The sequence below is a fragment of the Xenophilus azovorans DSM 13620 genome (genome assembly GCF_000745855.1).
Lineage (GTDB): Bacteria > Pseudomonadota > Gammaproteobacteria > Burkholderiales > Burkholderiaceae_C > Xenophilus > Xenophilus azovorans.
Window position 1 is genome coordinate 29,821 of sequence record NZ_KN050767.1, and the last position, 26,613, is coordinate 56,433.

The 26,613-nt window shown below is 69.6% G+C and carries 24 protein-coding genes and 1 pseudogene; 15 read left to right on the plus strand and 10 right to left on the minus strand.

Annotation, left to right across the window (positions count from 1 at the left end; translation table 11 throughout):
- Positions 1 to 74: 74 nt before the first annotated feature.
- Both Q392_RS29240 and Q392_RS29245 read left to right on the plus strand, forming a co-directional pair.
- The gene (locus Q392_RS29240) at positions 75 to 794 is read left to right on the plus strand and encodes a GntR family transcriptional regulator (protein WP_169748367.1); all 720 of its coding nucleotides are present in this window, start codon (positions 75 to 77) and stop codon (positions 792 to 794) included.
- A 15-nt stretch (positions 795 to 809) separates the two neighbouring features.
- Positions 810 to 1,727 carry an isopenicillin N synthase family dioxygenase gene (locus Q392_RS29245; protein ID WP_038217630.1) on the plus strand — a complete coding sequence of 306 codons (918 nt, stop codon included), beginning with the start codon at positions 810 to 812 and terminating at the stop codon, positions 1,725 to 1,727.
- Here Q392_RS29245 and Q392_RS29250 read toward each other — a convergent pair whose 3' ends face one another.
- Positions 1,728 to 2,237, minus strand: a complete 510-nt coding sequence (locus Q392_RS29250) for a flavin reductase family protein (RefSeq protein WP_038217632.1) — start codon at positions 2,235 to 2,237, stop codon at positions 1,728 to 1,730.
- Between the two features lie 64 nt (positions 2,238 to 2,301).
- Positions 2,302 to 3,531, minus strand: coding sequence for a nucleoside recognition domain-containing protein (locus Q392_RS29255; RefSeq protein WP_038217634.1), 1,230 nt, complete (start codon positions 3,529 to 3,531; stop codon positions 2,302 to 2,304).
- A gap of 145 nt (positions 3,532 to 3,676) precedes the next feature.
- Between Q392_RS29255 and Q392_RS32500 the strand changes: the two genes are divergently transcribed.
- Positions 3,677 to 4,087 carry a DUF2251 domain-containing protein gene (locus tag Q392_RS32500; protein WP_084217483.1) on the plus strand — a complete coding sequence of 137 codons (411 nt, stop codon included), beginning with the start codon at positions 3,677 to 3,679 and terminating at the stop codon, positions 4,085 to 4,087.
- Between the two features lie 71 nt (positions 4,088 to 4,158).
- Positions 4,159 to 4,833, plus strand: a complete 675-nt coding sequence (locus Q392_RS33260) for a hypothetical protein (protein ID WP_157008427.1) — start codon at positions 4,159 to 4,161, stop codon at positions 4,831 to 4,833.
- Between the two features lie 143 nt (positions 4,834 to 4,976).
- On the opposite strand, the gene Q392_RS29265 is transcribed toward Q392_RS33260, so the two are convergent.
- On the minus strand, positions 4,977 to 5,783 hold the full coding sequence (locus Q392_RS29265; protein WP_038217641.1) for a metallophosphoesterase: 807 nt from the start codon (positions 5,781 to 5,783) through the stop codon (positions 4,977 to 4,979).
- Between the two features lie 183 nt (positions 5,784 to 5,966).
- Between Q392_RS29265 and Q392_RS33575 the strand changes: the two genes are divergently transcribed.
- Positions 5,967 to 6,140: a hypothetical protein gene (locus Q392_RS33575; RefSeq protein WP_169748368.1), complete on the plus strand. Its 174-nt coding sequence runs from the start codon at positions 5,967 to 5,969 to the stop codon at positions 6,138 to 6,140.
- A gap of 28 nt (positions 6,141 to 6,168) precedes the next feature.
- Here the strand turns inward: Q392_RS33575 and Q392_RS29270 are convergent, their stop codons facing one another.
- Positions 6,169 to 7,155 (minus strand): LysR family transcriptional regulator, encoded by a 987-nt coding sequence (locus Q392_RS29270; protein ID WP_038217644.1) that lies wholly within the window; start codon positions 7,153 to 7,155, stop codon positions 6,169 to 6,171.
- Between the two features lie 104 nt (positions 7,156 to 7,259).
- Here Q392_RS29270 and Q392_RS29275 point away from each other — a divergent pair, with 104 nt between their 5' ends.
- Entirely contained in the window at positions 7,260 to 7,796 is a 537-nt protein-coding gene (locus Q392_RS29275; protein ID WP_038217647.1) for a hypothetical protein, read from the plus strand.
- Positions 7,797 to 7,861: 65 nt separating this feature from the next.
- Here the strand turns inward: Q392_RS29275 and Q392_RS29280 are convergent, their stop codons facing one another.
- The 3 genes from Q392_RS29280 to Q392_RS29285 all read right to left on the minus strand — a co-directional run bounded on the left by Q392_RS29280 (position 7,862) and on the right by Q392_RS29285 (position 11,296).
- Positions 7,862 to 9,727 (minus strand): phosphoenolpyruvate carboxykinase (GTP), encoded by a 1,866-nt coding sequence (locus Q392_RS29280; RefSeq protein WP_038217650.1) that lies wholly within the window; start codon positions 9,725 to 9,727, stop codon positions 7,862 to 7,864.
- A 148-nt stretch (positions 9,728 to 9,875) separates the two neighbouring features.
- Positions 9,876 to 10,028, minus strand: a complete 153-nt coding sequence (locus Q392_RS33580; RefSeq protein ID WP_169748369.1) for a hypothetical protein — start codon at positions 10,026 to 10,028, stop codon at positions 9,876 to 9,878.
- Positions 10,029 to 10,093: 65 nt separating this feature from the next.
- Positions 10,094 to 11,296, minus strand: a complete 1,203-nt coding sequence (locus tag Q392_RS29285; RefSeq protein WP_169748370.1) for a threonine ammonia-lyase — start codon at positions 11,294 to 11,296, stop codon at positions 10,094 to 10,096.
- Between the two features lie 130 nt (positions 11,297 to 11,426).
- On the opposite strand from Q392_RS29285, the gene Q392_RS29290 reads away from it, so the two are divergent.
- On the plus strand, positions 11,427 to 13,763 hold the full coding sequence (locus Q392_RS29290) for an ATP-binding protein (protein ID WP_038217664.1): 2,337 nt from the start codon (positions 11,427 to 11,429) through the stop codon (positions 13,761 to 13,763).
- Between the two features lie 150 nt (positions 13,764 to 13,913).
- Here the strand turns inward: Q392_RS29290 and Q392_RS29295 are convergent, their stop codons facing one another.
- The 3 genes from Q392_RS29295 to recQ are packed head-to-tail and all read right to left on the minus strand — an operon-like array spanning position 13,914 to position 16,887.
- Positions 13,914 to 14,585, minus strand: a complete 672-nt coding sequence (locus tag Q392_RS29295) for an ATPase (RefSeq protein WP_038217667.1) — start codon at positions 14,583 to 14,585, stop codon at positions 13,914 to 13,916.
- A gap of 4 nt (positions 14,586 to 14,589) precedes the next feature.
- Positions 14,590 to 14,952, minus strand: a complete 363-nt coding sequence (locus Q392_RS29300; protein ID WP_051954082.1) for a type II toxin-antitoxin system Phd/YefM family antitoxin — start codon at positions 14,950 to 14,952, stop codon at positions 14,590 to 14,592.
- A 33-nt stretch (positions 14,953 to 14,985) separates the two neighbouring features.
- On the minus strand, positions 14,986 to 16,887 hold the full coding sequence (gene recQ / locus Q392_RS29305; RefSeq protein ID WP_169748371.1) for a DNA helicase RecQ: 1,902 nt from the start codon (positions 16,885 to 16,887) through the stop codon (positions 14,986 to 14,988).
- A 358-nt stretch (positions 16,888 to 17,245) separates the two neighbouring features.
- On the opposite strand from recQ, the pseudogene Q392_RS29310 reads away from it, so the two are divergent.
- The 8 genes and pseudogenes from Q392_RS29310 (at position 17,246) to Q392_RS29345 (ending at position 26,613) form a co-directional block, all read left to right on the plus strand.
- Positions 17,246 to 18,096, plus strand: a pseudogene (locus Q392_RS29310) (ABC transporter substrate-binding protein).
- Positions 18,097 to 18,110: 14 nt separating this feature from the next.
- Positions 18,111 to 18,974 carry an ABC transporter permease gene (locus tag Q392_RS29315; RefSeq protein WP_038218077.1) on the plus strand — a complete coding sequence of 288 codons (864 nt, stop codon included), beginning with the start codon at positions 18,111 to 18,113 and terminating at the stop codon, positions 18,972 to 18,974.
- Positions 18,974 to 19,753: an ABC transporter ATP-binding protein gene (locus Q392_RS29320; RefSeq protein WP_038217670.1), complete on the plus strand. Its 780-nt coding sequence runs from the start codon at positions 18,974 to 18,976 to the stop codon at positions 19,751 to 19,753. Before Q392_RS29315 ends, Q392_RS29320 begins: the two co-directional genes overlap by 1 nt.
- Positions 19,754 to 19,844: 91 nt before the next feature.
- Entirely contained in the window at positions 19,845 to 20,570 is a 726-nt protein-coding gene (hutC, locus tag Q392_RS29325) for a histidine utilization transcriptional repressor HutC (protein WP_038218085.1), read from the plus strand.
- A 58-nt stretch (positions 20,571 to 20,628) separates the two neighbouring features.
- Positions 20,629 to 22,179 carry a histidine ammonia-lyase gene (gene hutH / locus Q392_RS29330; protein WP_038217673.1) on the plus strand — a complete coding sequence of 517 codons (1,551 nt, stop codon included), beginning with the start codon at positions 20,629 to 20,631 and terminating at the stop codon, positions 22,177 to 22,179.
- 38 nt (positions 22,180 to 22,217) lie between these two features.
- Complete coding sequence (hutU, locus tag Q392_RS29335) at positions 22,218 to 23,939, plus strand: urocanate hydratase (protein WP_038217676.1); 1,722 nt, start codon at positions 22,218 to 22,220, stop codon at positions 23,937 to 23,939.
- A gap of 18 nt (positions 23,940 to 23,957) precedes the next feature.
- The gene (hutI, locus tag Q392_RS29340; protein WP_051954083.1) at positions 23,958 to 25,214 is read left to right on the plus strand and encodes an imidazolonepropionase; all 1,257 of its coding nucleotides are present in this window, start codon (positions 23,958 to 23,960) and stop codon (positions 25,212 to 25,214) included.
- Positions 25,207 to 26,613: a formimidoylglutamate deiminase gene (locus Q392_RS29345; RefSeq protein WP_038217681.1), complete on the plus strand. Its 1,407-nt coding sequence runs from the start codon at positions 25,207 to 25,209 to the stop codon at positions 26,611 to 26,613. The genes hutI and Q392_RS29345 overlap by 8 nt, the downstream gene beginning before the upstream one ends.

Here is a 26,613-nt window from a genome sequence, read left to right on the forward strand (position 1 = left end):
GTGCCAGAATCTACTTGTTATGACAAGTTATAACAAGCCATGCAAACAGCATGCCAACCAGGAAAGGGCCCGCCATGGCTGACATTCCGCAGCCGCTGCACGCCCGCCTGCGCGACACCCTGAAGGCCGCCATCCTCGACGGGCGTCTGGCGCCGGGCGCCAAGCTGCCTTCCGAGTCCGAGCTGCAGGCCGCGCACGGCGTCAGCCGCATCACGGTGCGGCAGGCGCTGGGCACGCTGCAGGCCGAGGGGCTGATCGTCAAGCTGCACGGAAAGGGGGCGTTCGTCTCGCACCCGAAGGCGGCACAGAGCCTGAAGCGCCTGCAGGGCCTGCAGGAGGCCATGGCCGGCGACGCCCATGCCGTGAGCAACCGGCGCCTGGCCTGGCGCGAGATCCGCGCGCCGGCCGAGGTGGCGCGCAAGCTGGGCCTGCCGGTCGGCAGCGCCGTGTACCACCTGCAGACGCTGCGCTACCTGAACCGCGAGCCGCTGTCGGTCAATCACTCCTGGCTGCTCGCCGCCCTGGGCGCGCGCCTCGCGCGGGTGGACTTCGCGCAGCGCGACCTGATCGACGTCTTCGAGCACGAAGGCGGGCTGGCCATCGGCCGGGCCGACCTGGAGATCGGCGCCGGCACCGCCCGGGCGGCCGACGCGAAGCTGCTGCGCATCGCCGCCGGCGCGCCCGTGCTGGAGGTGGAACGGATCGTGCACGACGCGGCCGCCACGCCGGTGCAGGTGGAGCACGCCGTCTACCGCGCCGATGCCTTCCGCTACCGGCTGAGCCTGCAACGTTGAACGAGCGAACGAACCATGACGACCCCCCTGCCCCTGATCGACATCGCCGACCTGGCCTCGCCCGACCCCGCCGCGCGGCGGCGCGTGGCGGCCGAGGTGGGCGCCGCCTGCCGCGGCATCGGCTTCTTCGCCGTCACCGGCCACGGCGTGCCGCAGGCCGTGGTGGACGGCGCCTTCGCCGCCAGCCGCCGCTTCTTCGCGCAGCCGGCGGCCGACAAGGCGGCGCTGGCGTATGCCTCGCTCAGCCACAACCGCGGCTACGTGGGCATGGGCGTGGAGGCGCTGGACGAGACGCAGGGCGGCGACCGCAAGGAAGCCTTCAACCTCATCTGGACCGACGAGGCCACGCGCCCGCCCAACGCCTGGCCGTCCGGGCTGCCCGGCTGGCGCGAGGCGGTGCAGGCGTACTTCGACGCGGTGTACGCAGCCGCCTGCCGGCTGCACGCGGCCTTCGCGATCGACCTCGGCCTGCCGGAGGACTTCTTCGCCGACAAGATCGACCGGCCACTGGCCACGCTGCGGCTGCTGCACTACCCCGCCGGCGGCGGTGCGCCGGAAGGCGTGGGCGCCGGCGCGCACACCGACTACGGCAACGTCACGCTGCTGGCCACCGACGGCGTGTCGGGCCTGCAGGTGCAGGGCCGCTCGCGCGACGAGTGGATCGACGTGCCGCCGCTGCCCGGCGCCTTCGTCTGCAACATCGGCGACTGCCTGATGCGCTGGACCCACGACGTGTACCTCTCGACGCCGCACCGCGTGCTGCGGCCGGCGGCCGAGCGCTACTCGATCGCCTTCTTCCTCGATCCGAACCCGGATGCGGTGGTCAGCGCGATTCCCTCGTGCGTCCCGGCCGGCGCGCAGCCGCGCTACGCGCCGATCACGGCCCAGGCGTACCTGCAGTCGCGCTTCGACGCGACCTACGGCAAGGGCTGATCAGAGCGGGTGCTCGGTATAGAAGCGGCCGCCGTGGAACAGCAGCGGCGGCACGCCCGGGCGATGGGTGCAGCGCTCCACCTCGCCGACGAAGATGACGTGGTCGCCCTCCTCGTAGCGGCTGCGGTTGAAGCACTCGAAGACCGCGACGCAGCCCTCGAGCACCGGCGCGCCGCCCAGGCCCTCGTGCCAGGCCACGCCCTCCCAGCGGTCCACGCCGCGGGTGGCGAAGCGCTCGGCCAGCGCCTTCTGCTCGGCCGCGAGGATGTTGATGGCGTAGTGCGAGCCGGTGGCGAGGTGCGGCATCGAGCCGGCCGCGCGCGCCAGGCTCCACAGCACCAGCGGCGGCGTGAGCGACACCGAATTGAAGGAGTTGGCCGTCAGCCCCACGCGCCGGCCGCTGGCGGTGCGCGCCGTCACGATGGTCACGCCCGTGGCGAACATGCCCAGCGCCGCGCGGAACTCGTCCGGGGAGAAGGTGGGCGGCTGGGCTTGGGTGGGAAGGATCACGGAGAAAGCGGGAAGGCGCCCGTCATTCTGACCGATGGGCCTTCGCCCTGCCGCCGCCCCGGACTCAGCCGAAGAAGGCGTAGCTGACCGCGATGGCCGCCACCACCCCCGCGAACTCCGCCAGCAGCGCGCAGCCCACCGCGTGCCGCGCACGCTGGATGCCCACCGCGCCGAAGTACACGGCCAGCACGTAGAAGGTGGTCTCGGTGCTGCCCTGGATGGTCGCGGCGGCCAGCGCCGGGAAGCTGTCCACGCCGTGGCTGTTCATGGTCTCGATCAGCATCGCCCGCGCCGCGCTGCCCGAGAAGGGCTTGACCAGCGCGGTGGGCAGCGCATCGACGAAGCGCGCGTCCCAGCCCGTCTGCCCGACCAGCCAGCGGATGCCATCGAGCGCCGCGTCCAGCGCGCCCGAGGCGCGCAGCACGCCGATGGCGCACAGCATCGCCACCAGGTAGGGCAGCAGGTTCTTCGCCACGTCGAAGCCCTCCTTCGCGCCCTCGACGAAGGCCTCGTACACCGGCACGCGGCGGATCGCGCCGGCCACCAGGAAGGCGATGACGATGGAGAACAGCACCAGGCTGCCCAGCAGCGACGACAACGCCGCCAGCGCCGCCGCCGACAGCGAGGCCAGCAGCCACATGAAGGCCCCCAGCGCCCCGGCCGCCGGCAGCAGCCAGGCGAGCACCACCGGGTCCCACAGCTTCAGGCGCTGCACCGCCGCCACCGTCAGCAGCGCCACCAGCGTCGAGACCGAGGTGGCGATCAGGATCGGCAGGAACACCAGCGTCGGGTCGGCCGCGCCCTGCTGCGCGCGGTACATGAAGATGCTCACCGGCAGCAGCGTGAGCGAGGAGGCGTTGAGCACCAGGAACAGGACCTGCGCGTTCGTCGCCTCCTCCGGCCTCGGGTTCAGCGACTGCAGCTCGCGCATCGCCTTCAGGCCGATCGGCGTGGCCGCGTTGTCCAGCCCCAGCGCGTTGGCCGCGAAGTTCATGGTGATGAGCCCCAGCGCCGGATGCCCGCGCGGCACGCCCGGCATCAGCCGCGCGAACAGCGGCCCCAGCAGCCGCGCCAGCGCCGCCACCAGCCCGGCCCGCTCGGCGATGCGCAGCAGGCCCAGCCACAGCGTCAGCGTGCCGAACAGCAGCAGCATCACCTCGACCGACAGTTTGGCCATGGCGAACAGCGCCTCGACCATCGCGCCGAAGGCCGCGCTGTCGCCGCCGAGCAGCCAGCGGCCGAAGCCGGTCAGCGCGGCGATCAGGAAGAAGGACAGCCACAGGGCGTTGAGCACGGCGTTCGGCTTTCGGTGGGTTGCAAGGCGGCCCAAACCGGTGGCATCCATGCAAAGGCAAGCAGAATCAGTACTTTATCTGAGGGCATGATGGGCTCGGGCTACAAGCACTTCCTGACATGCCTGCATCTCAATCCAGGACCCCATGGGCATCATCGTCACCGCAAAACAAACCATCCGCGTTGGCAATTCCAGCCACGTCCAAGGCAACGCTCCTGAAGGCAGCTATTCGGCGGTCTTCGAGGATGACGGTGACACAGGCTATTTCTACGCCCTCGACTATGGCCCGGGTGGCCAGCCTATCCAAAACGCTCTTCATATCTACAACGTCGCCAGCATCAGCGATAAGAATCTTCCTTCAGAGGTGAAGATAGGCTGGTCAGTAGATAGCGAGAAGGTCGTTCTTCTTATCAATGGCTATCCGCACGCCGTGTTTGACTTTGCTTCCAAGCGGGGCTACTGCCGCACCGGATTCCCGGCTCCTGCGCTCAACTCCGGTTGGATAGGACATGGGTGGACGGATGACGCTCTTGAACTGTTCGCAGAAGAGTCCTGACAATTCATTCGAGTCGACGCCACTCCGCAGCACGGCTTAATTCAATATGCTATCCCTCTCAAAGGATTTTCATGATCTTTCAGCGCAGTCTGACTTTGCTACCAGTGGCATTCATTCTTGCGTCATGTGCTTCTGTTCAGATCCAGGATGAATTTGGGACATCTGCTGAGGTCAAACCCGATTCTTACGCGCGGTACAAAGACAGGTTGGGCGTTGTTTTACTTGATGCTCGGTGGGGCAGACAGTGGAAATGCGGAAAATATGAAAACGCTCAACTAGTCAGTTTTTCCTTTGACAAACTCCCGCTTTCACCAAACAAGCCGGATGAGGCGCCATCTGACCTTACGATTGGCACAACGAGCCACCTCGCTGCCAGCCAGAAATTTGAAAGCTACGCTCTGCTTATCCCACCGGGCGAGTATGCACTCAGCAATTTCAAAATCAAGTTGGCTCGATCTGTTTCAAGCATAGATTACTGGGTCGCCAACCGCTCCCATCTCATCAAAGACGGCAAACCGCTCGGAGGAAAATTTGTTGTTGCGCCAGGCGAGGTTGTTTATGTAGGAAATTTCGCGCTGGATTGCTATGAGAACCCTACCTTATGGCGTTACTACGCAAACGGACGGGACGGATTTAGACAGCAACTATCGGACTATCAATCCAAGTATCCGTTTCTTGATTTGGCCAACGTGAAGTTTCGTCTTTTTGAAACGACCACGATCGGCCGGTCCTACGCTCTGCCTTGATTGCTGGAACCGCCCAGTCATTGCACCGAATCAAGCGCGGCACTGGCGGCGGCGATGCCTGACATTTCTTTGCACGGGGCGCTTCTCTCGAGGCGCGCAACAGCGTCGCGCCCAGTCGAGCGACCCGCCACGGCGTGCAGGCTTCATTTGACTTGAATGAGCAACTCCGGCCGGAAGCCCTCCTGCTCGCCCTTGCTGCGATAGCCCATCGGGTTGGCGACGACGCGGCAGCCGTCCTTCACGTAGTCGAAGGCGCAGTGCAAGTGGCCGTGCAGCCACAGGTCGGCCTGCGGCAGCAGCTCGTCCAGCGCGTTGCAGAAGCCGGCGGTGCCGGGCGTGAGGCCGTAGCGCGGGTCGGCGCTGGCCAGCGTGGGGGCGAAGTGGGTGACGGCGACGGTGGTGCCGTCGAAGGGCACGGCCAGCGCCTCGCGCAGCCAGGCCTGGCACAACAGCGCCTGTTCGCGCACCTGCTCGGCCAGGAAGGGCTGCCCGCCGCGCGTGGTGCGCATGGTCTCCAGGTAGAAGTTGGCGGCACGGAAGGCCTTGCCGCGCTTCTTCAGCGCCAGTTCCAGCGGATCCCCGGGCTCGACCAGCGCGTCGAAGTCGGCCCACAGCGTGGTGCCGACGAAGCGCACACCCTGATGCACGACGACCTCGCGCTCCAGCCAGGTCATGCCGAGCGATTCGCACAGATCGCGGAGGCGCAGGTGCAGTTCGTCGAAGTCGCCGTTGTCGTACTCGTGGTTGCCGGGCAGGAAGAACACCGGCGTCGGCCAGCCGTGGCGAGGCGAGAAGCGGGTGAGGCCGAAGTCCGGCTCGGTCAGCTTCGAGCCCTCCTGGTAGGAGCCGATGTCGCCTGCGAGCAACAGAAGGTCGGCGCCCGGTGCCGGCACCGCCTGGAACCCGGGGTAGTTTTCGAGGTGCAGGTCCGACAGGAGCTGGAGCTTCATGGTCGGGGCAGTCTAAGGCGGCCGGCAGGGAGCCGCCGGCGCGTGCGGAACCGCACGGCCCATGTCCCGCCGGCGCGCTGCCCATGCACGTTCCGCATGGATTGGGGGCTGTAAAAACTAGGGATAACCCTTAATCTATGGTCCATCGATAACGACGGCGTGGCCTGGGTGCCATGCAAGATCATGTTCAGTCTGCTTTCGCTGATGTTCCGTTTCCCGCGCACCCTGGCCGGTGCCGCCCCCGCCAACCCGGCGGCGGCCCTGCTCGAAAGCGCCGAATCGCGCGCGGGCCTGGACCCGTACCACGCGCACGAGCTGCGCGAAGCCGCGGCCGCCTGGCTGCGCGTCGTGCGCTGAATCGCGCCGGACGAGTTTCCCTTTTCGTTCAATCCCGCCCGGTCCCGTCTGCGGGATCGAGTGAGCGCGCGAAGGCGTCGCCCGCCACGCGCAGCAGCATGCGGCGCAGCCACACATGCGCCGGCGCGCCGTGCAGCCGCCGGTGCCATAGCGCATCCACGTGCACTTGCGGCACAGTGAGCGGCAACTCACGGACGATCAGGTCGGTGCTCATGCCCGGCGTGTCGACGAAGTGCCGGGGCAGCACGGTCAGCAGGTCCGAGGTCGCCACCACCCGCCCGGCGGTGAAGAACTGGTTGGCGGTGAGCACGATGAGCCGCTGGCGCCCGATGGCGGCCAGCGCCTCGTCGACGAAGCCCCAGGGCCGCCCGGAGAAGCTCACCAGCAGGTGGCGCGCGGCGCAGTAGTCGTCCAGCGTCAGCGGCCCGTCGGCCAGCGGGTGGCCGCGCCGCATCACGCACACGTAGCTTCCCACGTACATCCGGTGGGTCTCGAAGGCCACCGCCTCGCCGGCCTGGGCGCGGGCGGTCAGGTCGGTCATCACCGCCGGGAAGTAGCCCACCGCCAGGTCCACCTCCTCTTCCGCCAACAGGCGCCGCGGGTCGCGGGTGGTCAGCGGCACCACGCGCAGCGACACGCCCGGCGCCTCGCCGGCCAGCAGCCGCGCCGCGCCCGGCAGCAGCTCGGCGGCGGTGGCGTCGGCCATCGCCAGGGTGAAGGCGTTGTCGGCCAGCGCCGGCTCGAAGGCGGCCGGCACCAGCGAGTGCTCCAGCTGGCGCAGCGCGTCGCGCACCACCGGCCACAGCGCGGTCGCCCGGGGCGTGGGCTCGACGCCGGCGCCGGCGCGGCGCACCAGTTCGTCGCCCAGCGCCTCGCGCAGGCGCCGCAGGGCGTTGCTCACGGCCGGCTGGGTGATCGACAGGTTGCGCGCCGCGCGCGTCAGGCTGCGCTCGGCCATCACCTCGTCGAACACCCGTAGCAGGTTCAGGTCGAGCGTGCGGAAGTTGACATCCATAACCAGAATAAATGAACTACATCATGAATATAAATTTGGAAAACACTAGGGTAAACACTAATATCTGGTCATCGCGTTTCCACACTGTCCTACTGGAGGGCACCATGACTTCTTATTTCGTCTCCGTCGATCAACCGCTCCAACACCCCGGCGTCGAGCGCGCCGAGAAGGTCATCGCCTATGTCGGCGAGGCCCGCCGCAAGACCAGCGGCACCCGTGCCCTGGCCGCCGCCCTGCTGGCGGCGCTGGTGGCTGCCCTGGTCGCCGTGGCCGACACCTTCGTGTCGAACTGGGCCGACGGCAGCCTGCTGGCCGGCTGGATGGTCCTGTGGGCCGTGGGCTTCCTGGCCCTGGCGCTGTTCGCCAGCGCTGCCGGCTCGGCCGCCGCCCGCGTGGTCGGCGGCTGGCGTGCGCTGGAGCGCCGCGCCGCGGCCGCCCGTGCCGACGCGCAGTTCCTGGCCGCCGCCCGGCGCGACCCGCGCGTGATGAACGACCTGCAGGCCGCCATCACCCGCGCCCAGCCGGCGGACGACCTGGCCGCGCCGGCAGCCCCGGCCCAGCCGGCGGCCCGCATCGAGGCGGCGCCCATGCCGACGCTCTACGAGGCGATGCAGCGCCTGAACAGCGGCCGCTACTACTGATCGGTACCGCGCCCCATGAAAAAAGCCGCCCATCCGGGCGGCTTTTTCTTTGCCTGCGCGCCGGATCAGGCGGCGAGCCGCTGCTCGATGGCGGCCTTGGTGGCGGGCAGCTCGCTGGGCAGGCGATGCGCCAGCTGCTCGAACAGCTCGGCGTGCAGCTTCAGCTCGGCCTGCCAGGCGGCCTTGTCGATGCTGGTCACCTTGTCGAACTGGGTGCGGGTGAAGTCCAGGCCGGTCCAGTTCAGGTCCTCGTAGCGCGGGCTCACGCCGAACACGTGCTCGGCGCCCTGGCCCTGCCCCTCGACGCGGTCGATCATCCACTTGAGCACACGCATGTTCTCGCCGTAGCCGGGCCAGACGAACTTGCCGTCCTCGCCCTTGCGGAACCAGTTGGTGGTGTAGATCTTCGGCAGCTTCGCGCCCGCGGCCTGGAGCTTGTCGCCCAGCGTGAGCCAGTGCTGGAAGTAGTCGCTCATGTTGTAGCCCATGAAGGGCAGCATGGCGAAGGGGTCGCGCCGCACCACGCCCTGCGCGCCGGCGGCGGCGGCGGTGGTCTCGCTGCCCATGGTGGCGGCCATGTACACGCCCTCGATCCAGTTGCGCGCCTCGGTCACCAGCGGCACGGTGGTGGAGCGGCGGCCGCCGAAGATGAAGGCGTCGATCTTCACGCCCTTGGGGTCGTCCCAGGCATCGTCCAGCGCCGGGTTGTTGGTGGCGGCCACGGTGAAGCGGGCGTTGGGGTGCGCGGCCTTGGCGCCGGTCTCGCGGGCGATCTGCGGCGTCCAGTCCTTGCCCTGCCAGTCGGTCAGGTGCGCGGGCAGTTCCTTGCCGGGGGCGTCGGCCTCCATGCCTTCCCACCACACGTCGCCATCGTCGGTCAGCGCGACGTTGGTGAAGATGACGTCCTTGTCCAGGCTCGCCATGCAGTTGGGGTTGGTCTTGTAGTTGGTGCCGGGCGCGACGCCGAAATAGCCGGCCTCGGGGTTGATGGCGCGCAGCGTGCCGTCGGGCTGCGGCTTGATCCAGGCGATGTCGTCGCCGATGGTGGTGACCTTCCAGCCCTCGAAGCCCTTGGGCGGCACCAGCATCGAGAAGTTGGTCTTGCCGCAGGCGCTGGGGAAGGCGGCGGCCACGTGGTACTTGCGGCCCTCGGGATTGGTCACGCCCAGGATGAGCATGTGCTCGGCCAGCCAGCCCTCGTCGCGGCCCATGTTGGAGGCGATGCGCAGCGCGAAGCACTTCTTGCCCAGCAGGGCATTGCCGCCGTAGCCGGAGCCGTAGCTCCAGATCTCGCGCGTCTCGGGGTAGTGGACGATGTACTTGGTCTTGTTGCAGGGCCAGGCGACGTCCTTCTGGCCGGGCTCCAGCGGCGCGCCGACGGTGTGCACGCAGGGCACGAACTCGCCCTCGGCGCCCAGTACGTCGTACACGGCCTTGCCCATGCGGGTCATGATCTTCATGTTGACCGCGACGTACGGGCTGTCGGACAGCTCGACGCCGATGTGGGCGATGGGCGAGCCCAGCGGGCCCATGCTGAAGGGCACCACGTACATGGTGCGGCCCTTCATGCAGCCGTCGAACAGCGGCTGCAGGGTGGCGCGCATCTCGGCCGGGGCCATCCAGTTGTTGGTGGGGCCGGCGTCTTCCTTCTTCGCGGAGCAGATGAAGGTGCGGTCTTCCACACGGGCGACGTCGCTCGGGTCGGACCAGGCGAGGTAGGAGTTGGGGCGCTTGGCGGGGTTGAGCCGGCGGAAGGTGCCGGCGTCGACCAGTTGCTGGCAGAGCCGGTCGTATTCCTCCTGGCTGCCGTCGCACCACTCGATGCGCTCGGGCTTGCACAGGGCGGCCATCTCGGCCACCCAGGCGATCAGCTTGGGGTTCTTGACGTCAACGGGCGCCTGGACGGCCAGCCCCTTCACGGCTGCGTTCATCGAAATCTCCTGGAGATGAAAAATACGTCGTCTTTTCGAACGACGCTCACGCCGCGCCGGACGGGCGGGCAAGCGCCGTTGGAGAAAACGTCTTCAGCTCGGAGAAATGGCCGGGGGCGGGGCCGATGAAGCGCCCCGCCGGTGTCCGTCAGGCCAGATAGACGGCGATCGACGCCAGCAGCAGCATCATCACGGCGCCGACCAGGGGCAGCACGATGGGGATCAACGGCACGACGGCCTCGACGGCGTCCTGCTCGACCTGGGCGTCATGGCCCGGCTCGACGGGGGTGGGGTGGGACATCTTCCTGAACCTCGGTTCTTCTCGAAACTGCATCAATTTTACAAGCCGGGGTCCGGCGGACCCTGTCAGCGTTTTTCCCCTGCCTCGAATCCCGCATGGTGCAACGCATCGATCACCGTCGCGAGGTGCTCGCGGCCGCGGGTCTGGAGCACCAGTTCGATGTCGACGTTCTGCGCCGCCTGCAGGGTGAAGGCGCGCTGGTGGTGCACCTCGTCGATGTTGGCGCCCGCTTCGGCCACGGTGGCCGTGATGCGGGCCAGCGAGCCCGGCACGTCGCGCGCGCTGACCTGCAGGCGCGCCAGCCGGCCGGCGCGCACCATGCCGCGCTCGATGATCGCGGCCAGCAGCAGCGGGTCGATGTTGCCGCCCGAGAGCACCAGGCCGACCTTCCGGCCCCGGAAGCGCTCGGGATGCCGGATCAGCGCCGCCAGCCCGGCCGCGCCGGCGCCTTCCACCAGCGTCTTCTCGATCTCCAGCAGCATCAGCACCGCCTGCTCGATGTCGCCCTCGTCGACCAGCACGAGGTCGTCCACCAGCCGGGTGATGAGTTCGCGCGTGCGCTCGCCAGGCGCACCCACGGCGATGCCCTCGGCGATGGTGCTGGTGCCGCCCTCGTGGTGCGTGCCCTTGACGGCATTGACCATGGCCGGGAAGCGCGCCGTCTGCACGCCGACGATCTCGATGCCCGGCTTGCGCGCGCGCGCCGCCACCGCCATGCCAGCGATCAGCCCGCCGCCGCCGACCGAGACCACCAGCGTTTCGAGGTCAGGCACCTCGTCGAGCATCTCCAGCGCCACGGTGCCCTGGCCGGCGATGATGTCGTCGTCGTCGTAGGGATGGACGAAGGCCAGTCCCTCGCGCGCCGCCAGTTCGTCGGCGTGGGCGCGCGCCGCCTCCAGCGAGTCGCCGTGCAGCACCACGCGCGCGCCGAAGCCGCGCGTGCGCTCGATCTTCACGCCCGGCGTGAAGCGCGGCATGACGATGGTGGCGGGGATGCCCAGGCGCTGCGCGTGGTAGGCCACGCCCTGCGCATGGTTGCCGGCCGACATGGCGATCACGCCCTGCCCGGCGCCGGCCTGCGCCACCTGGGCCATCTTGTTGCAGGCGCCGCGCTCCTTGAAGGAGGCGGTGAACTGCAGGTTCTCGAACTTCAGGAACACCTGCGCGCCGACGATCTGCGAGAGCGTGCGCGACTCCACGCAGGGCGTACGCAGCACCTGCCCTTCGAGCCGCCGGGCAGCGCGTTCAACGTCGTCGATGTCCACCATGCGCGACATTGTGAGGCTTGCGACACACTCAGGGTTATTCCTCTGGTCCCGGCTTCCACAAGCCTATGGGTTGCGCTATGGTGGCGCACGGCTGGTCCCCACGGCCGCACAGTTTCCTGGAGGGTTCCGAATGGGCAAACGTTCCGGTGTCGATGGTCTCAGCGCACTGTCCCGCGGGCAGGCCCTGCCCTCGCCCGGTCTGCGCGAGGCGCCCGTGCTGGAACTGATGTGCTCGCACTTCGTGCTGACGCTGGCGGCCAAGCAGGGCCCCAAGTTCAACGTGCGGCGCGACCTGAACGGCCTGCTCTCGCTCACCGGACGCCACATGGTCTGGCCGGGCTCGGTGCTGGAACGGCTGCGCGAGTTCCTGGTGCGCCGCTGTGCCGGCAACGAGGTGTGGAAGGGCGTCGAGTCGCTGGACAACCGCACACTGCTGGAGCGCCACGGCGTGTGGCGCGGGCCCTACGAGGAAGGCACGATCTTCTTCTACCTGGACGAGTACGCGAAGGACCAGCCCAAGGACCTGCTGCTGGTGCTCTCGGTCACGCGCGACTGGCTGACGCAGATGCTGCGCAAGCAGAGCACGCTGGTCGAGAAGAACATCGACGCGCTGGCGGGCCTGCTGCAACTGAACAAGGCCGAGCGCGCACTGCTGCTGTACGGCACGCTGGCGCGCTACCAGCGCGACCTGCGCTCGCTGCTGGTGGAGTTCAAGGTCAACAACGCACCCGAGGCGTACGCCGCCATCGCCGAGGTGGCGGGCGTGAGCGCCAGCGAGGTGGGCGAGGCGCTGCGCGCCGGCTCGCGGCTGGAGCGCATCGGGCTGGTCGAGAACCTGATCTCCGAGCACAACATCACCGACCTGGCCGACCTGATGAAGGTCAGCGAGAAGCTGCCGCCGGTGCTGATGCGCGAGTACCGCGACGAGAGCGAGCTGATGGCGGTGTTCACGCGGCCGTCGAGCAAGAGCGCGCTGACCGAGCAGGACTTCGCCTTCGTCGCCGACGATGCGCAGATGCTGGTGACGCTGCTGCGCGCCGCCGTGGCGCGCAAGGAGCCGGGCGTGAACGTGCTGCTCTACGGCCCGCCCGGCACCGGCAAGACCGAGCTGGCCAAGGTGGTGGCGCAGGCCGCCGGGCTGGAGCTGTACGAGGTGGAGTACGCCGACCGCGACGGCAACTCGCTGTCGGGGCGCGACCGCTACCGCTCGCTGCAGATCGCGCAGGTCTTCCTCAAGGGCAGCGCGCAGGCGGCGCTGCTGTTCGACGAGGTGGAGGACGTGTTCCCGCCGATCAGCACCGAGGCGGCGCAGTTCATGGCGCGCGCCGAGCAGATCGCGGCGCCCTCGGGCGGCATGTCGGGCAGCGTGAGCGGCAAGGCCTGGGTCAACCAGATCCTCGAATCCAACCCGGTCCCCACGCTGTGGGTGACCAACCGCATCGAGCAGATCGACCCGGCCTTCCGCCGTCGCTTCGCCTACCACCTGGAGCTGAAGTCGCCGCCGCCCGGCGCGCGCGAGCAGATCGTGCGCAAGGCGCTGGAAGGCGTGCCCGTCACGGAGGCCTTCGCCGCGCAACTGGCCGAGCGCAAGGGCCTGACGCCGGCGCAGATCCGCACCGCGGTGCGCTTCGCCGGGCTGGCCGGCGGCGAGGGCGCCTCGGCCGAGTCGCTGATCGAGCGCCAGCTGCGCAACGCCGACCTGGCGCTGGGCAACACGGCCGGCCGCACGCGCGGCGAGCGGCTGCAGGTCACGACCTGGGACCTGGACATGCTGCACGTCGAGACGCGCTTCCCGATCCCGCGCATCGTCGAGGCGCTGAAGGCGCGCGGCCACGGCACGCTGTGCTTCTACGGCGCGCCCGGCACCGGCAAGACGGCGCTGGCCGAGCACATCGCGCGCGCCATCGGCCGGCCGCTGATCATCAAGCAGGCCAGCGACCTGATGAGCAAGTACGTCGGCGAGACCGAGCAGGCGATGGCCGCGATGTTCCGCGAGGCCGAGGCCGAGCAGGCCGTGCTGCTGCTGGACGAGGCCGACTCCTTCCTGCAGGACCGGCGCGGCGCGCAGCGCACCTACGAGGTCACCGAGGTCAACGAGATGCTGCAGGGCATGGAGCGCTACCGCGGCGTGTTCGTCTGCACCACCAACCTGATGGAACGGCTGGACCAGGCCGCGCTGCGCCGCTTCACCTTCAAGATCAGGTTCATGCCGCTCACGGCCGAACAGCGCGAGCGCATGTTCGTCACCGAGGCGCTGGGCGGCGACGCGACTGCCCTCACGCCGGCGCTGCGCGCGCGGCTGGCGCGGCTGGACCAGCTCGCGCCCGGCGACTTCGCGGCGGTGAAGCGGCAGGCCGACATCCTGGCGGCGGACTTCTCGGCCGACGAGTTCATCGAGCAACTCGAATCGGAGCACCGCATCAAGCCCGAGGTGCGCGAGGCGCGCGGCATGGGCTTCGTGCATTGAACTGAACCACCCCGTTTGGGCTTCCTCACTGCGTGTGGAAGCCCCATCCCCCTCAAGGGGCGCACCCAGCGGTCCGGCCACAAGCCGGTCCCGCGGGTGCACTGGCATGGCCTGCTCCGCGGCCGCTTGATGTGGTGTCCGCGATGCCGTTTACGGATGACCGATACCGGGCGTATGCGCGTCCGGGGCCGCCATGCCTGCCATCGCCACCACCGGCTTGGCCCAGTCGGGCACGCGCTGCAGGGCGGCGACGTCGTCCATCGCCGGCCAGGCCAGCCGCCCGCGCTCGATCACGGCCACGCGCAGCGGGTCGGGCACGGGCTGGCCCGGCGCCACGGTGATGCTGTTGTCGTAGAGCTGCGCCCGGGCCAGGTGCGGCAGCAGGGCGATCAGGTTGGCCACCGCGGCGGGCCAGCGCTCGCGGATCTTGGCCTCGGGGATGTCGTGGCCGCCCCGGGCCACGCGGGCCCGGACGCGCGCGATGTGCAGTTCGGGCGAGGCCAGGCCGCAGAACCACACCAGGATGTCGTGCGTGCGCGAGGCGGCGAGCAGCCGCGCCGGCACGCTGTGGCCGGCCAGGGTGGTTTCGAAGGCGTGGCTGCGGCCCTGCGCAACGGCCTCGTCCAGCCGCCGCATGCCTTCCTGCCAGGCGGCGGCATTGGCCGCCGTCGGATCCATGGGGGTGAGGGCGCGCAGTTCGCGGGCGAAGCTGTCAGGGTTGAACCACGCCAGGCCGGCGCGCGTGAGCAGGTGGCCGCCGATCGAGCTCTTGCCGGCGCCGTTGACGCCGGCCAGCACGTAGATGACGGGACGGCCGCTCAACGGCTCAGTGGGTGTCGCCGGCCCGCACCTGTCCGTTCAGCGCGGCGGGCTGTCCGAACACGTCGCGCAGGCGCTCGCCCGCGTCGGCGGCCACCAGTGCCGCCAGGCGCTCGTCGAAGCGGCGACGCAGGGTGTCGAGCGCATCGTCCGGCTGCGCCTGGGCCGCCTGCGCGGCCTGCATCAGGCGCTGGTATTCGTCGGTGGACAGGATCACGGCCTCGGGCTGGTCGTGGTTGGTGACCAGGACCCTGCCTTCGCGGCCGACGGTGCGCATCACGCCGCGCCAGCCGAGCTTTTTCACGTCGGACGCCGGGGTCCGGGTCAGTTGCGCGAATCGGCTGTCCAGTTGTCGCAGTGCATGGGCCACGAGAGCACTCCTGTGGGAAAGAACGAGGTTATTTTACCCATTTAGGCCATTTTGGGCGCACACCTCCAGCACCTGCGCGCCGTACTTCTCCAGCTTGCTGGCGCCGATGCCGCTGATGCCCTGCAGGTCGCCCAGCGAAGCCGGCGCGCGCTGCGCGATGGCGGCGAGCGTGGCGTCGTGGAAGATGACGTAGGCCGGCAGGTTGTTCGCCTTGGCGACCTCGGCGCGCCAGGTCTTCAGCGCGGCGAAGCGGGCCTGGCCGGCGGCGTCCAGCGGCGCCGCGGCGGCGGCCACCGCAGGCGCCTTGCCCTCGCCGCGGCTGCGCCGGCTGCGGGTGGAGGGCGTGGGCGCCGAGATGGATTCGCGCAGGCGCACCGGCACCTCGCCCTTGAGCACGGCGCGCGAGCCGTCGGTGAGCTGCAGGGTGTTGAACTTCTCCGCGTTCACCGCGATGGCGCCGATGGCGATGAGCTGGCGCAGCACGCCGCGCAGTTGCGGCTCGCTGAACTCGGCGCCGAGGCCGAAGGTGCTGACGCGCTCGTGGCCGAACTGCTTGACCTTCTCCGTGGCCTTGCCGCGCAGGATGTCCATGATGTGCCCGGCGCCGAAGCTGATGCCGCTTTGCTGCTGCACGCGGTAGACGGTGGACAGCAGCTTGCGCGCCGCGTCCGTGCCGTCCCACACCGCCGGCGGCATCAGGCAGTTGTCGCAGTTGCCGCAGGGCTGGCTCTCTTCGCCGAAATAGCGCAGCAGCCGCACGCGCCGGCAGTCGGTGGCCTCGGCCAGCGCCAGCAGCGCGTCGAGCTTGCCGCGCATGACCTGCTTGAACTCCTCGGGCCCGGGGCTCTCGTCGATCATGCGGCGCTGGTTCACCACGTCCTGCAGGCCGTAGGCCATCCACGCCTCGGCGGGCAGGCCGTCGCGGCCGGCGCGGCCGGTCTCCTGGTAGTAGCCCTCGATGTTCTTGGGCATGTCCAGGTGGGCGACGAAGCGCACGTCGGGCTTGTCGATGCCCATGCCGAAGGCGATGGTCGCCACCATCACGACGGCCTCCTCGCGCAGGAAGCGGTCCTGGTGGCGCTGGCGCACGGCGGCGTCCAGGCCGGCGTGGTAGGGCAGCGCGTCGATGCCGGCCTCCACCAATGCCTGCGCCACTTCCTCCACCCGCTTGCGCGACTGACAGTAGACGACGCCGGCCTCGCCCGCGTGCTCGCGCTCGATGAAGCGCAGCAACTGCGTGGTGGCGTCCTTCTTCTCGACGATGCCGTAGCGGATGTTGGGCCGGTCGAAGCTGCTGACGAACTGCCCGGCCTCCTGCAGCTGCAGCCGCTCGACGATGTCGGCGCGCGTCAGCGCATCGGCGGTGGCCGTGAGCGCGATGCGCGGCACCTGCGGGTAGCGCTCGTGCAGCAGCGCGAGCTGGCGGTACTCGGGGCGGAAGTCGTGGCCCCACTGGCTCACGCAGTGCGCCTCGTCGATGGCGAACAGCGCGAGCTGCCCGCGCGCGGCCAGGCCGTCGAGCAGTTCGAGAAAGCGCGGCGTGGTCACCCGCTCGGGCGCGGCGTACAGCAGCGTGATATCGGCGCGCGCCAGGCGGCCCTCGATCTCCTGCGTCTCGCGCCAGTCGAGCGTGGAGTTGAGGAAGGCGGCATCGACGCCCGCCTCGTGCAGCGCGCCGACCTGGTCGTGCATCAGCGCGATCAGCGGCGAGACCACCACCGTCACGCCCCTGCCCGCCCGATGCCTCGCGATCGCGGGAATCTGGTAGCACAGCGACTTGCCGCCGCCGGTGGGCATCAGCACCAGCGCGTCGCCGCCGGCGGTGACGTGATGCACGATGTCCCGCTGCGCGCCGCGGAACTGCGCATAGCCGAAGACGTCCTGGAGGATCTGCTCCGGCGTGGCGGCAAGGGTTTCGGACGGCTGGGCTGACAAGGCTTCGGTGCTTTTTGTGGCGGCGTGAACGGCCCGCGCACCTCCCCAGCACGCGGGCCGCCATTGTCTCCGAAGCGGTCGCGGCGCGGTCTCCCCGGCAGCGTGAACGAAGCGGAGGCACGGATCTCGCTTTCATCGCCGATCGTCGCCAGGCACCCTTGTCTAGACAGCTTTCGGTGCACGGAACCGCTTTCTCGCACCAGGGCGGGGCAAGCCGGTCTCTTGATTCAGTCTGTCTTCTCGGGTTAACCTGTATATACAGGTTCACGGCGGCGACTAAAACTCGGCGCGTTGCTGGAATCCGGTCCTTCGGCGTCCAGCCGGCCGAACCCCTTTGAAACGCAACAGGAGAACCTTGATGGTCAAGTCGGTGGGAAAAATCGCTTCGCTGATCGCAGCAGTTGCATGGGCCGCAGGCATGGCGGCGAGTGCCAATGCGCAGGAAACCAAGATCGCCCTCGGCATGTCGGGCTGGACCGGCTTCGCGCCGCTCACGCTCGCGGACAAGGCGGGCATCTTCAAGAAGAACGGCCTCGACGTCGAACTGCGCATGATTCCGCAGAAGGACCGCCACCTCGCGCTGGCCTCGCCGTGCGCAACGACGTGAAGAGCTTCGCCGACCTCAAGGGCAAGGCGATCGGCGTGAGCGCGCCCGGCACCGCGCCGTACTTCGGCCTCGCGTGGATGCTCAACAAGAACGGCATGAGCATGAAGGACGTGAAGCTGGTCTCGCTCGAGCCGCAGCCCGCCGCGCAGGCCTTCGTCTCGGGCCAGAACGACGCCGCCATGACCTACGAGCCGTATCTGTCGACCGTGCGCGCCAACCCGGCCGCCGGCAAGATCCTCGCGACCACGCTGGACTACCCGATGGTGATGGACACCGTCGGCTGCGCGCCGAAGTGGCTCAAGGCCAATCCGAAGGCGGCGAAGGCGCTGGCCGACTCGTACTTCGAGGCGGTGGAAATGATCAAGGCCGACCCCGCCAAGTCCCACGAGATCATGGGCACGGCCGTGAAGCAGTCGGGCGAGCAGTTCGCGAAGTCGGCGGCCTACCTGCGCTGGTCCGACAAGGCCGCCAACCAGCAGTTCTTCGCGAAGGACCTCGTGCCTTTCATGAAGGACGCGCAGGCGATCCTGCTCGAGGCCGGCGTGATCCGCAAGGTGCCCGAAGACCTCAACGCCACCTTCGACACCAGCTTCATCAAGTGATGAACGGCACCACCATGAGCGCCACGCCCGCCATGAACTCATCCGAGCCGGTGATCGCCGCCGGGCCCGCCGCTGTTGCCGCGGCGCCCCGCCGGCGCCGCGCCTTCGTTCCGCTGGAGCCCGTCGGCGCACAGGCGCGCTGGATGCTCGGCCTGGGCTTCTTCGTGGTCTTCGTGGTCGTGTGGGGCTTCTTCACGCTCGGCGGCTTCGTGTCGCCGACCTTCCTCGCCAGCCCGGTCACGATGGTCAAGGAAGGCATCAGCCTCTTCACCGAGTTCAACTTCCTGCACGACATCGGGATGACGGTGTGGCGCGTCTTCGGCGGCTTCGTGCTCGCCGCGGTCGTCGCCGTGCCGCTGGGCATCGCGATGGGCACCTGGAAGGGCGTCGAGGCCTTCTTCGAGCCCTTCGTCTCGTTCTGCCGCTACCTGCCGGCGTCGGCCTTCATCCCGCTGCTCATCCTCTGGGCCGGCATCGGCGAGGCGCAGAAGCTGCTGGTGATCTTCATCGGCTCGGTGTTCCAGATCACGCTGATGGTCGCCGTGACCGTCGGCAGCGCGCGCCGCGACCTGGTCGAGGCGGCCTGCACGCTGGGCGCCAGGAGCAGCGGCATCGTGATGCGCGTGCTGATCCCAGGCGCCGCGCCGGGCATCGCCGAGACGCTGCGGCTGGTGCTCGGCTGGGCCTGGACCTACGTGATCGTCGCGGAGCTGATCGGCTCGTCCTCGGGCATCGGCCACATGATCACCGACAGCCAGGCACTGCTGAACACCGGGCAGATCATCTTCGGGATCATCGTCATCGGCGTGATCGGGCTCGTCTCCGACTTCGCCTTCAAGGCCGTCAACCGCCGCCTGTTCGCATGGAGCACGATCTGATGAACCAGCTTTCCATCCGCGGCGTCTCGCGCACCTTCACCGGCGCGCGCGGCCAGAAGACGCAGGCGCTGCTGCCGATCGATTTCGAAGTGCGCGAGAACGACTTCGTCACCATCCTCGGCCCCTCGGGCTGCGGAAAATCCACGCTGCTGCGCATCGTCGCGGGCCTGGACTACCCGACCGAGGGCCGCGTGCTGCTCGACGGCCAGCCCATCGAGGGGCCGGGCGCGGACCGCGGCGTGGTGTTCCAGAGCTACACGCTCTTCCCGTGGCTCACCGTCGCGCAGAACATCCGCTTCGGCCTGCGCGAGCGCGGCATGCCCGAGACCGAGCAGAAGGAGCGCAGCGACTTCTTCATCGCCAAGGTGGGCCTGCGCGGCTTCGAGAACCATTTCCCCAAGCAGCTCTCGGGCGGCATGCAGCAGCGCACCGCGATCGCGCGGGCGCTCGCCAACGACCCCAAGATGCTGCTGCTCGACGAACCCTTCGGCGCCCTGGACAACCAGACGCGCGTGCTGATGCAGGAACTGCTGCTCGGCATCTGGGAATCGGCGCGCAAGACGGTCCTGTTCGTGACGCACGACATCGACGAGGCCATCTTCATGGCCAACCGCGTGGCGGTGTTCAGCGCGCGTCCGGGCCGCATCAAGGCCGAGATCCCGGTGGACTTCCCGCATCCGCGCCACTACACGATCAAGACCTCGCCCGAGTTCATGGACATCAAGGCCCGCCTCACCGAAGAGATCCGCGCCGAATCCATGGCCGCCGCCGAGCACTGAGCCCCTCTTCACATCCGAAAGAACCATGAGCGCCACCCCCCTTCGCAAGACCGCCGAGGCACGCACGACGGCCCCTGCCGCGAACTCGGCCATGCCTGCGATGGCGCTCTACGAGCAGATCAAGGCGTTCATCACCCACAAGATCCGGGACGGCTCATGGGTCGCGGGGCACCGCCTGCCGTCGGAAAGCGAGTTGGTCGCGCAGTTCGGCGTGGCGCGCATGACGGTCAATCGCGCGCTGCGCGATCTGGTGGAGCAGGGCCGCATCGTGCGCGTGGCCGGCGTCGGCAGCTTCGTGGCCGAGGACAAGCCGCAGTCCACCCTGCTGCAGATCGCCAACATCGCCAGCGAGATCCGCGCGCGCGGCCACGACTACCGCTGCGAATTTCTGGTGGCCGAACGCATCGCGGCCTCGCCCGACGTCGCGGCGTGGCTCGACCTGCGGCCGGGCGAATCGGCCTTCCACACCGTGTGCCTGCACCTCGAGAACGACGTGCCGGTGCAACTGGAAGACCGCTACGTCAACCCGCGCGTGGTGCCCGACTTCCTGGAGCAGGACTTCTCGACCATCCCGCCCAGCGAATACCTCGTGCGCAACGTGCCCTTCGACCAGATCGAGCATGTGGTCGACGCCGTGCTGCCGACGGCCGAGCAGGCCGAACGCCTCGACATGCCGCCGACCGACCCCTGCCTGCTGCTCACGCGCCGCACCTGGACGCGCACCGTGCCGGTGACGATGGTGCGCTGCCTGCACCCCGCCTCGCGCTACCGGCTCGGCAGCCGGTTCCGCGCCGACGGCAAGCCCAGCATCGGCTGACGCCCGCGACGCCCGCCAGCCGTCTCTTGACGCCCCTACTTGTATAGACAGGATCTTCATGGCCAACGCTTTTTCCACCCACGCGCCCATCGTGCTGATGCCGGGCGACGTCGACCTCGCGACGCTGCGCCGCGTGCATGCCGGCGGCGTCCAGCTCGCGCTCGACCCCGCGGCGCGCGCAGGGCTCGCCGCCGCGCAGGCCACGGTCCGCCGGATCGTCGAGGCCGGCGCCGTGGTCTACGGCATCAACACCGGCTTCGGCAAGCTGGCGCAGACCATCATCCCGGCCGAACGCCTCGCCGAGTTGCAGCGCAACCTGGTGCTGTCGCACAGCGCCGGCACCGGCGAGCCGCTCGACGCCGGCGTGGTGCGCCTGGTGCTCGCGACCAAGGCCGTGAGCCTGGCGCGCGGCCACTCGGGCGTACGGCCCGAGATCGTCGATGCGCTGCTGGCGCTCGGCAATGCGGGCCTGCTGCCGCGCATCCCGTCGAAGGGCTCGGTCGGCGCCTCGGGCGACCTCGCGCCGCTGGCGCACCTGGCCTGCGTGCTGATCGGCGAAGGCGAAGTCACCACGCCGCAGGGCGAAGTGATCGGCGGCGCCGAAGCGCTCGGGCGCATCGGCTTCGCGCCCTTCGTGCTCGGCCCCAAGGAAGGGCTCGCGCTGCTCAACGGCACGCAGGTGTCGACCGCGCTCGCGCTCGCGGGCCTCTTCGGCGCCGAGGACGTGTTCGCCGCCGCTCTGATGGCCGGCGCCCTCTCGCTGGAGGCGATCCAGGGCTCGATCAAGCCCTTCGACGCCCGCATCCATGCCGCGCGCGGCCAGCCCGGCCAGATCGCCGTCGCCGCCGCCATGCGCGCGCTGCTCGAAGGCAGCCGGATCGTGGACTCGCACGCCGACTGCGGCCGCGTGCAGGACCCGTACTCCATCCGCTGCGTGCCGCAGGTGATGGGCGCCTGCCTCGACAACCTTGCGCATGCGGCGCGCGTGCTGCGCACCGAGGCCAATGCCGCGTCGGACAACCCGCTGGTGTTCGACAACGGCGACGTGATCTCGGGCGGCAACTTCCACGCCGAGCCGGTGGCCTTCGCGGCCGACATCATCGCGCTGGCGGTGAGCGAGATCGGCGCGATCTCCGAGCGCCGCATGGCGCTGCTGCTCGACAGCGGCCTGTCGGGCCTGCCGCCCTTCCTCGTGCGCGACGGCGGCGTCAACTCCGGCTTCATGATCGCGCAGGTCACGGCCGCGGCGCTCGCGTCGGAGAACAAGTCGCTCGCGCATCCGGCCAGCGTCGACAGCCTGCCCACCTCCGCCAACCAGGAGGACCACGTCTCGATGGCGACCTTCGCCGGCCGCCGCCTCGCGGACATGGTGCAGAACACCGCCGTGGTGGTCGGCATCGAGGCGATGGCCGCCGCGCAGGGCATCGAACTCAAGCGCGGCCCGAAGTCGTCTGCGCTGCTCGAGACCGAGTTCGCCGCCATCCGCGAGCGCGTCGCCTTCATCGACCAGGACCGCTTCCTCGCGCCCTCCATCGAAGCCATGCGCGCCTGGGCGCGCCGCAGCGAATGGCCCGAGGCCGTGCGCTCGATGCTCCCCAGCCGCGCCTGATCCCACGCACCCGCTCCGTCACACGAAAGGACACCGCCATGAACGCTTCCGACAAGCTGCTCGCCGCCGCCAAGGCCGATCCCCGCTACGACCCGGACCGCGTGATCCGCGCGCCGCGCGGCAGCACGCTCAGCTGCAAGAGCTGGCTCACCGAGGCGCCGCTGCGCATGCTGCAGAACAACCTCGACCCCGAGGTGGCGGAGAACCCGCAGAGCCTGGTGGTCTACGGCGGCATCGGCCGCGCCGCGCGCGACTGGGCCTGCTTCGACCAGATCCTCGCCACGCTCAGGGAATTGAACGACGACGAGACGCTGCTGATCCAGTCGGGCAAGCCGGTGGGCGTGTTCAGGACGCACGCCGATGCGCCGCGCGTGCTGCTCGCCAACTCCAACCTGGTGCCGAAGTGGGCCAACTGGGAGCACTTCAACGAGCTCGACCGCAAGGGCCTCTTCATGTACGGCCAGATGACGGCAGGAAGCTGGATCTACATCGGCAGCCAGGGCATCGTGCAAGGCACCTTCGAGACCTTCGTCGAGGCAGGGCGCCAGCACTACGGCGGCGACCTCTCGGGCAGGTGGATCCTCACCGCCGGCCTCGGCGGCATGGGCGGCGCGCAGCCGCTGGCCGCCACACTTGCGGGCGCGGTGTCGCTCAACATCGAGTGCCAGCAGTCGAGCATCGACTTCCGCCTGCGCACGCGCTACGTCGACAAGCAGGCCAGGGACATCGACGACGCGATCGAACTCATCAAGCACCACACCGCGAAGAAGGAAGCCGTCTCCATCGCGCTGCTCGGCAACGCGGCCGAGATCCTGCCCGAGCTCGTCAGGCGCGCCAAGGCCGGCGGCATCAGGCCCGACCTCGTGACGGACCAGACCTCGGCGCACGACCTCATCAACGGCTACCTGCCGATGGGCTGGACCGTGGCGCAATGGAAGGCCGCCCAGCAGGACGCGGGCGAGCACGCGCGCCTGACGCAGGCCGCCGCCAGGTCGTGCGCGGTGCACGTGCAGGCCATGCTCGACTTCCAGGCCATGGGCATCCCGACGGTGGACTACGGCAACAACATCCGCCAGGTCGCGTTCGACGAGGGCGTGAAGAACGCCTTCGACTTCCCGGGCTTCGTGCCGGCCTACATCCGGCCGTTGTTCTGCGAAGGCAAGGGGCCGTTCCGCTGGGTGGCGCTCTCGGGCGATCCGGAAGACATCTACAAGACCGACGCCAAGATCAAGGAGCTGTTCCCCGAGAACAGGCACACGCACCGCTGGCTGGACATGGCGCGCGAGCGCATCGCCTTCCAGGGCCTGCCGGCGCGCATCTGCTGGCTGGGCCTGGGCGAGCGCCACAAGGCGGGCCTGGCGTTCAACGAGATGGTGAAGAGCGGCGAACTCAAGGGCCCGATCGTCATCGGCCGCGACCACCTCGACACCGGCTCGGTGGCGAGCCCCAACCGCGAGACCGAGGCGATGAAGGACGGCACCGATGCGGTGAGCGACTGGCCGCTGCTCAACGCGCTGCTCAACACCGCGGGCGGCGCCACCTGGGTCAGCCTGCACCACGGCGGCGGCGTCGGCATGGGCTATTCGCAGCACTCCGGCGTGGTGATCGTCTGCGACGGCACCGACGCGGCGGCCAGGCGCATCGAGCGCGTGCTGTTCAACGACCCGGCGACCGGCGTGATGCGCCATGCCGATGCCGGCTACGACATCGCGGTCGCGACGGCGAAGAAGCAGGGCCTGAACCTGCCGATGGTCAAGTAGGCGATCCGGGCACACACCATGCGCATGGCCCCGCTTCCCTCGGCCGACGGCGTCTGGGACCGCCTGCGGCTGGCCCCGGGCGCGCTCGCGGATGGCGATGACATCGCAGGCGAAGCCGCCCTGGTCGTCGCCGAAGGCGCGATCCGCTGGATCGGCGAAAGCGCCCGCCTGCCCGCCGCCTTCGCCGGCCTGCCGCGCTTCGACGGCGGCGGCGCGCTCGTCACGCCGGGCCTGGTCGACTGCCACACGCACCTGGTCTACGGCGGCCAGCGCGCCAACGAGTTCGCGATGCGCCTCGCGGGCGCCACCTACGAGGAGGTCGCGCAGGCCGGCGGCGGCATCGTCTCGTCGGTGCGCGCCACGCGCGACGCCGACGAGGACACGCTCTACGCGCAGTCTGCCGCGCGCCTCGAACAGCTTCTGGCCGACGGCGTCTGCGCCATCGAAATCAAGTCCGGCTACGGCCTCGCGCTCGAACACGAGCGCAAGCAGCTGCGCGTCGCGCGCCGGCTCGGCAGGGACTACGGCGTCACGGTGCGCACCAGCTTCCTCGGCGCGCACGCGCTGCCGCCCGAATACGCGGGCCGCAGCGGCGACTACATCGACCGCGTGTGCCGCGAGATGATGCCGGCGCTCGCTGCCGAAGGCCTCGTCGATGCGGTGGACGTGTTCTGCGAGCGCATCGCCTTCTCGCTGGAGGAGACGGAGCGCGTGTTCAAGGCCGCGCAGGCGCTGGGCCTGCCGGTCAAGCTGCACGCGGAACAGCTCTCCGACATGGGCGGCGCCGCGCTCGCGGCGCGCTACGGCGCGCTGTCGTGCGACCACATCGAGCATCTCTCGGCCGAGGGCATCGCCGCGATGCGCGAGGCCGGCACCGTCGCCGTGCTGCTGCCCGGCGCCTACTACACGCTGCGCGACACGCACCTGCCGCCCATCGAGGCACTGCGCGCCGCCGGCGTGCCGATGGCGGTCTCTACCGACCACAACCCCGGCACCTCGCCCGCGCTGAGCCTGCTGCTGATGGCCAACATGGCCTGCACGCTGTTCCGGCTGACCGTGCCGGAAGCGCTGGCCGGCATCACGCGCCACGCGGCGCGCGCGCTGGGCCTGCAGGACACGCATGGCGCGCTCGGCGTCGGCCGGCCCGCCGACTTCGTGCTCTGGCTCGTGCGCGACGCGGCCGAGCTGGCCTACTGGTTCGGCCAGCAGCCGCGGCGCACCATCGTCCGGCAAGGGCGCATCGCGTCCGGGCCGCTGGAGAAGCCAATTGCCTGATCCCGTCTCCCCGTCGGCCGGCAGCCTGTTCGCCTCGGATGCCCTGCTGCCCGCCGGCTGGGCGCGCGACGTCCTGATCGAATGGGATGCGGCCGGCCGGCTCACGGCCGTGACGCCCGGCAGCCAACCAGCAAGCGGCACGCCGCGTGCCGCGGGGCCGGTGCTGCCCGGCATGCCGAACCTGCATTCGCACGCCTTCCAGCGCGCCTTCGGCGGGCTCACCGAATTCCGCGGCGCGGCGCAGGACAGCTTCTGGAGCTGGCGCACGCTGATGTACCGCTTCGCTTCGAGGATCTCGCCCGGGCAGCTCGAAGCGATCGCGACCTGGCTCTATGTCGAAATGCTCGAAGCCGGCTACACCTCGGTCTGCGAGTTCCACTACCTGCACCACGATGCCGACGGCAGGCCGTACGCCGGCGACGCCGAGCTGTCGCTGGCGCTGCTGCGCGCGGCCGGGCGCGCGGGCATCGGGCTGACGCTGCTGCCGGTGCTCTACCAGACCAGCGGCTTCGGCGGCGCCGCGCCGGGCGAAGGCCAGCGCCGCTTCATCCGGTCGACCGAATCGATGCTGAGGCTGCTGGAGCGCCTGCGCCCCGCCTGCGAGGCGCAGGGCGCGCGCCTGGGCCTTGCGCCGCATTCGCTGCGCGCGGTGCCGCCGGATGCGCTGCGCGACGCATTGGCGGGGCTCGACGCGATCGATCCGTCGGCGCCGGTCCACATCCACATCGCCGAGCAGACGGCCGAGGTCGATGCCTGCCTCGCATGGAGCGGCCAGCGGCCCGTCGCATGGCTGCTCGACCACGCGCCGGTCGATGCACGCTGGTGCCTGGTCCATGCCACGCACATGGATGCCGACGAGTACCGGCGCGCGGCGGCCAGCGGCGCGGTGGCGGGCCTGTGCCCGACCACCGAGGCCAATCTCGGCGACGGCATCTTCGACTTCGATGCATGGCGCGCCGCGGACGGCCGCTGGGGATTGGGCTCCGACAGCCATGCCTGCGTGAATGCGGCCGAGGAACTGATGATGCTGGAGTACGGCCAGCGTCTCGCCACGCGCCGGCGCAACGTGGGCGCCGACGCCGCCCACCGCGAGGTCGCGACCGCGCTGACGCTCGCGGCGGTGCAGGGCGGCACGCAGGCCGCGGGCCGCGCCGTCGGCGGGCTGGCGATGGGCCAGCAAGCCGACTTCGTCGTCCTCGATGCGTCGCACGTCGCGCTGCAGGGGCTTGCCGCGCCGGCAATGCTGTCGTCGCATGTGTTCGCCAGCCATCGCACCTCCGCGCTCGATGCGGTGGTCGCCGCGGGGCAGCCGCGCGTGGCGGCCGCCCGCCACCCCTTGCACCACGAGGCGTCCGCCGCCTTCGTCGCCGCGCGCAGCCGGCTTCTCGCCGAGGATTGA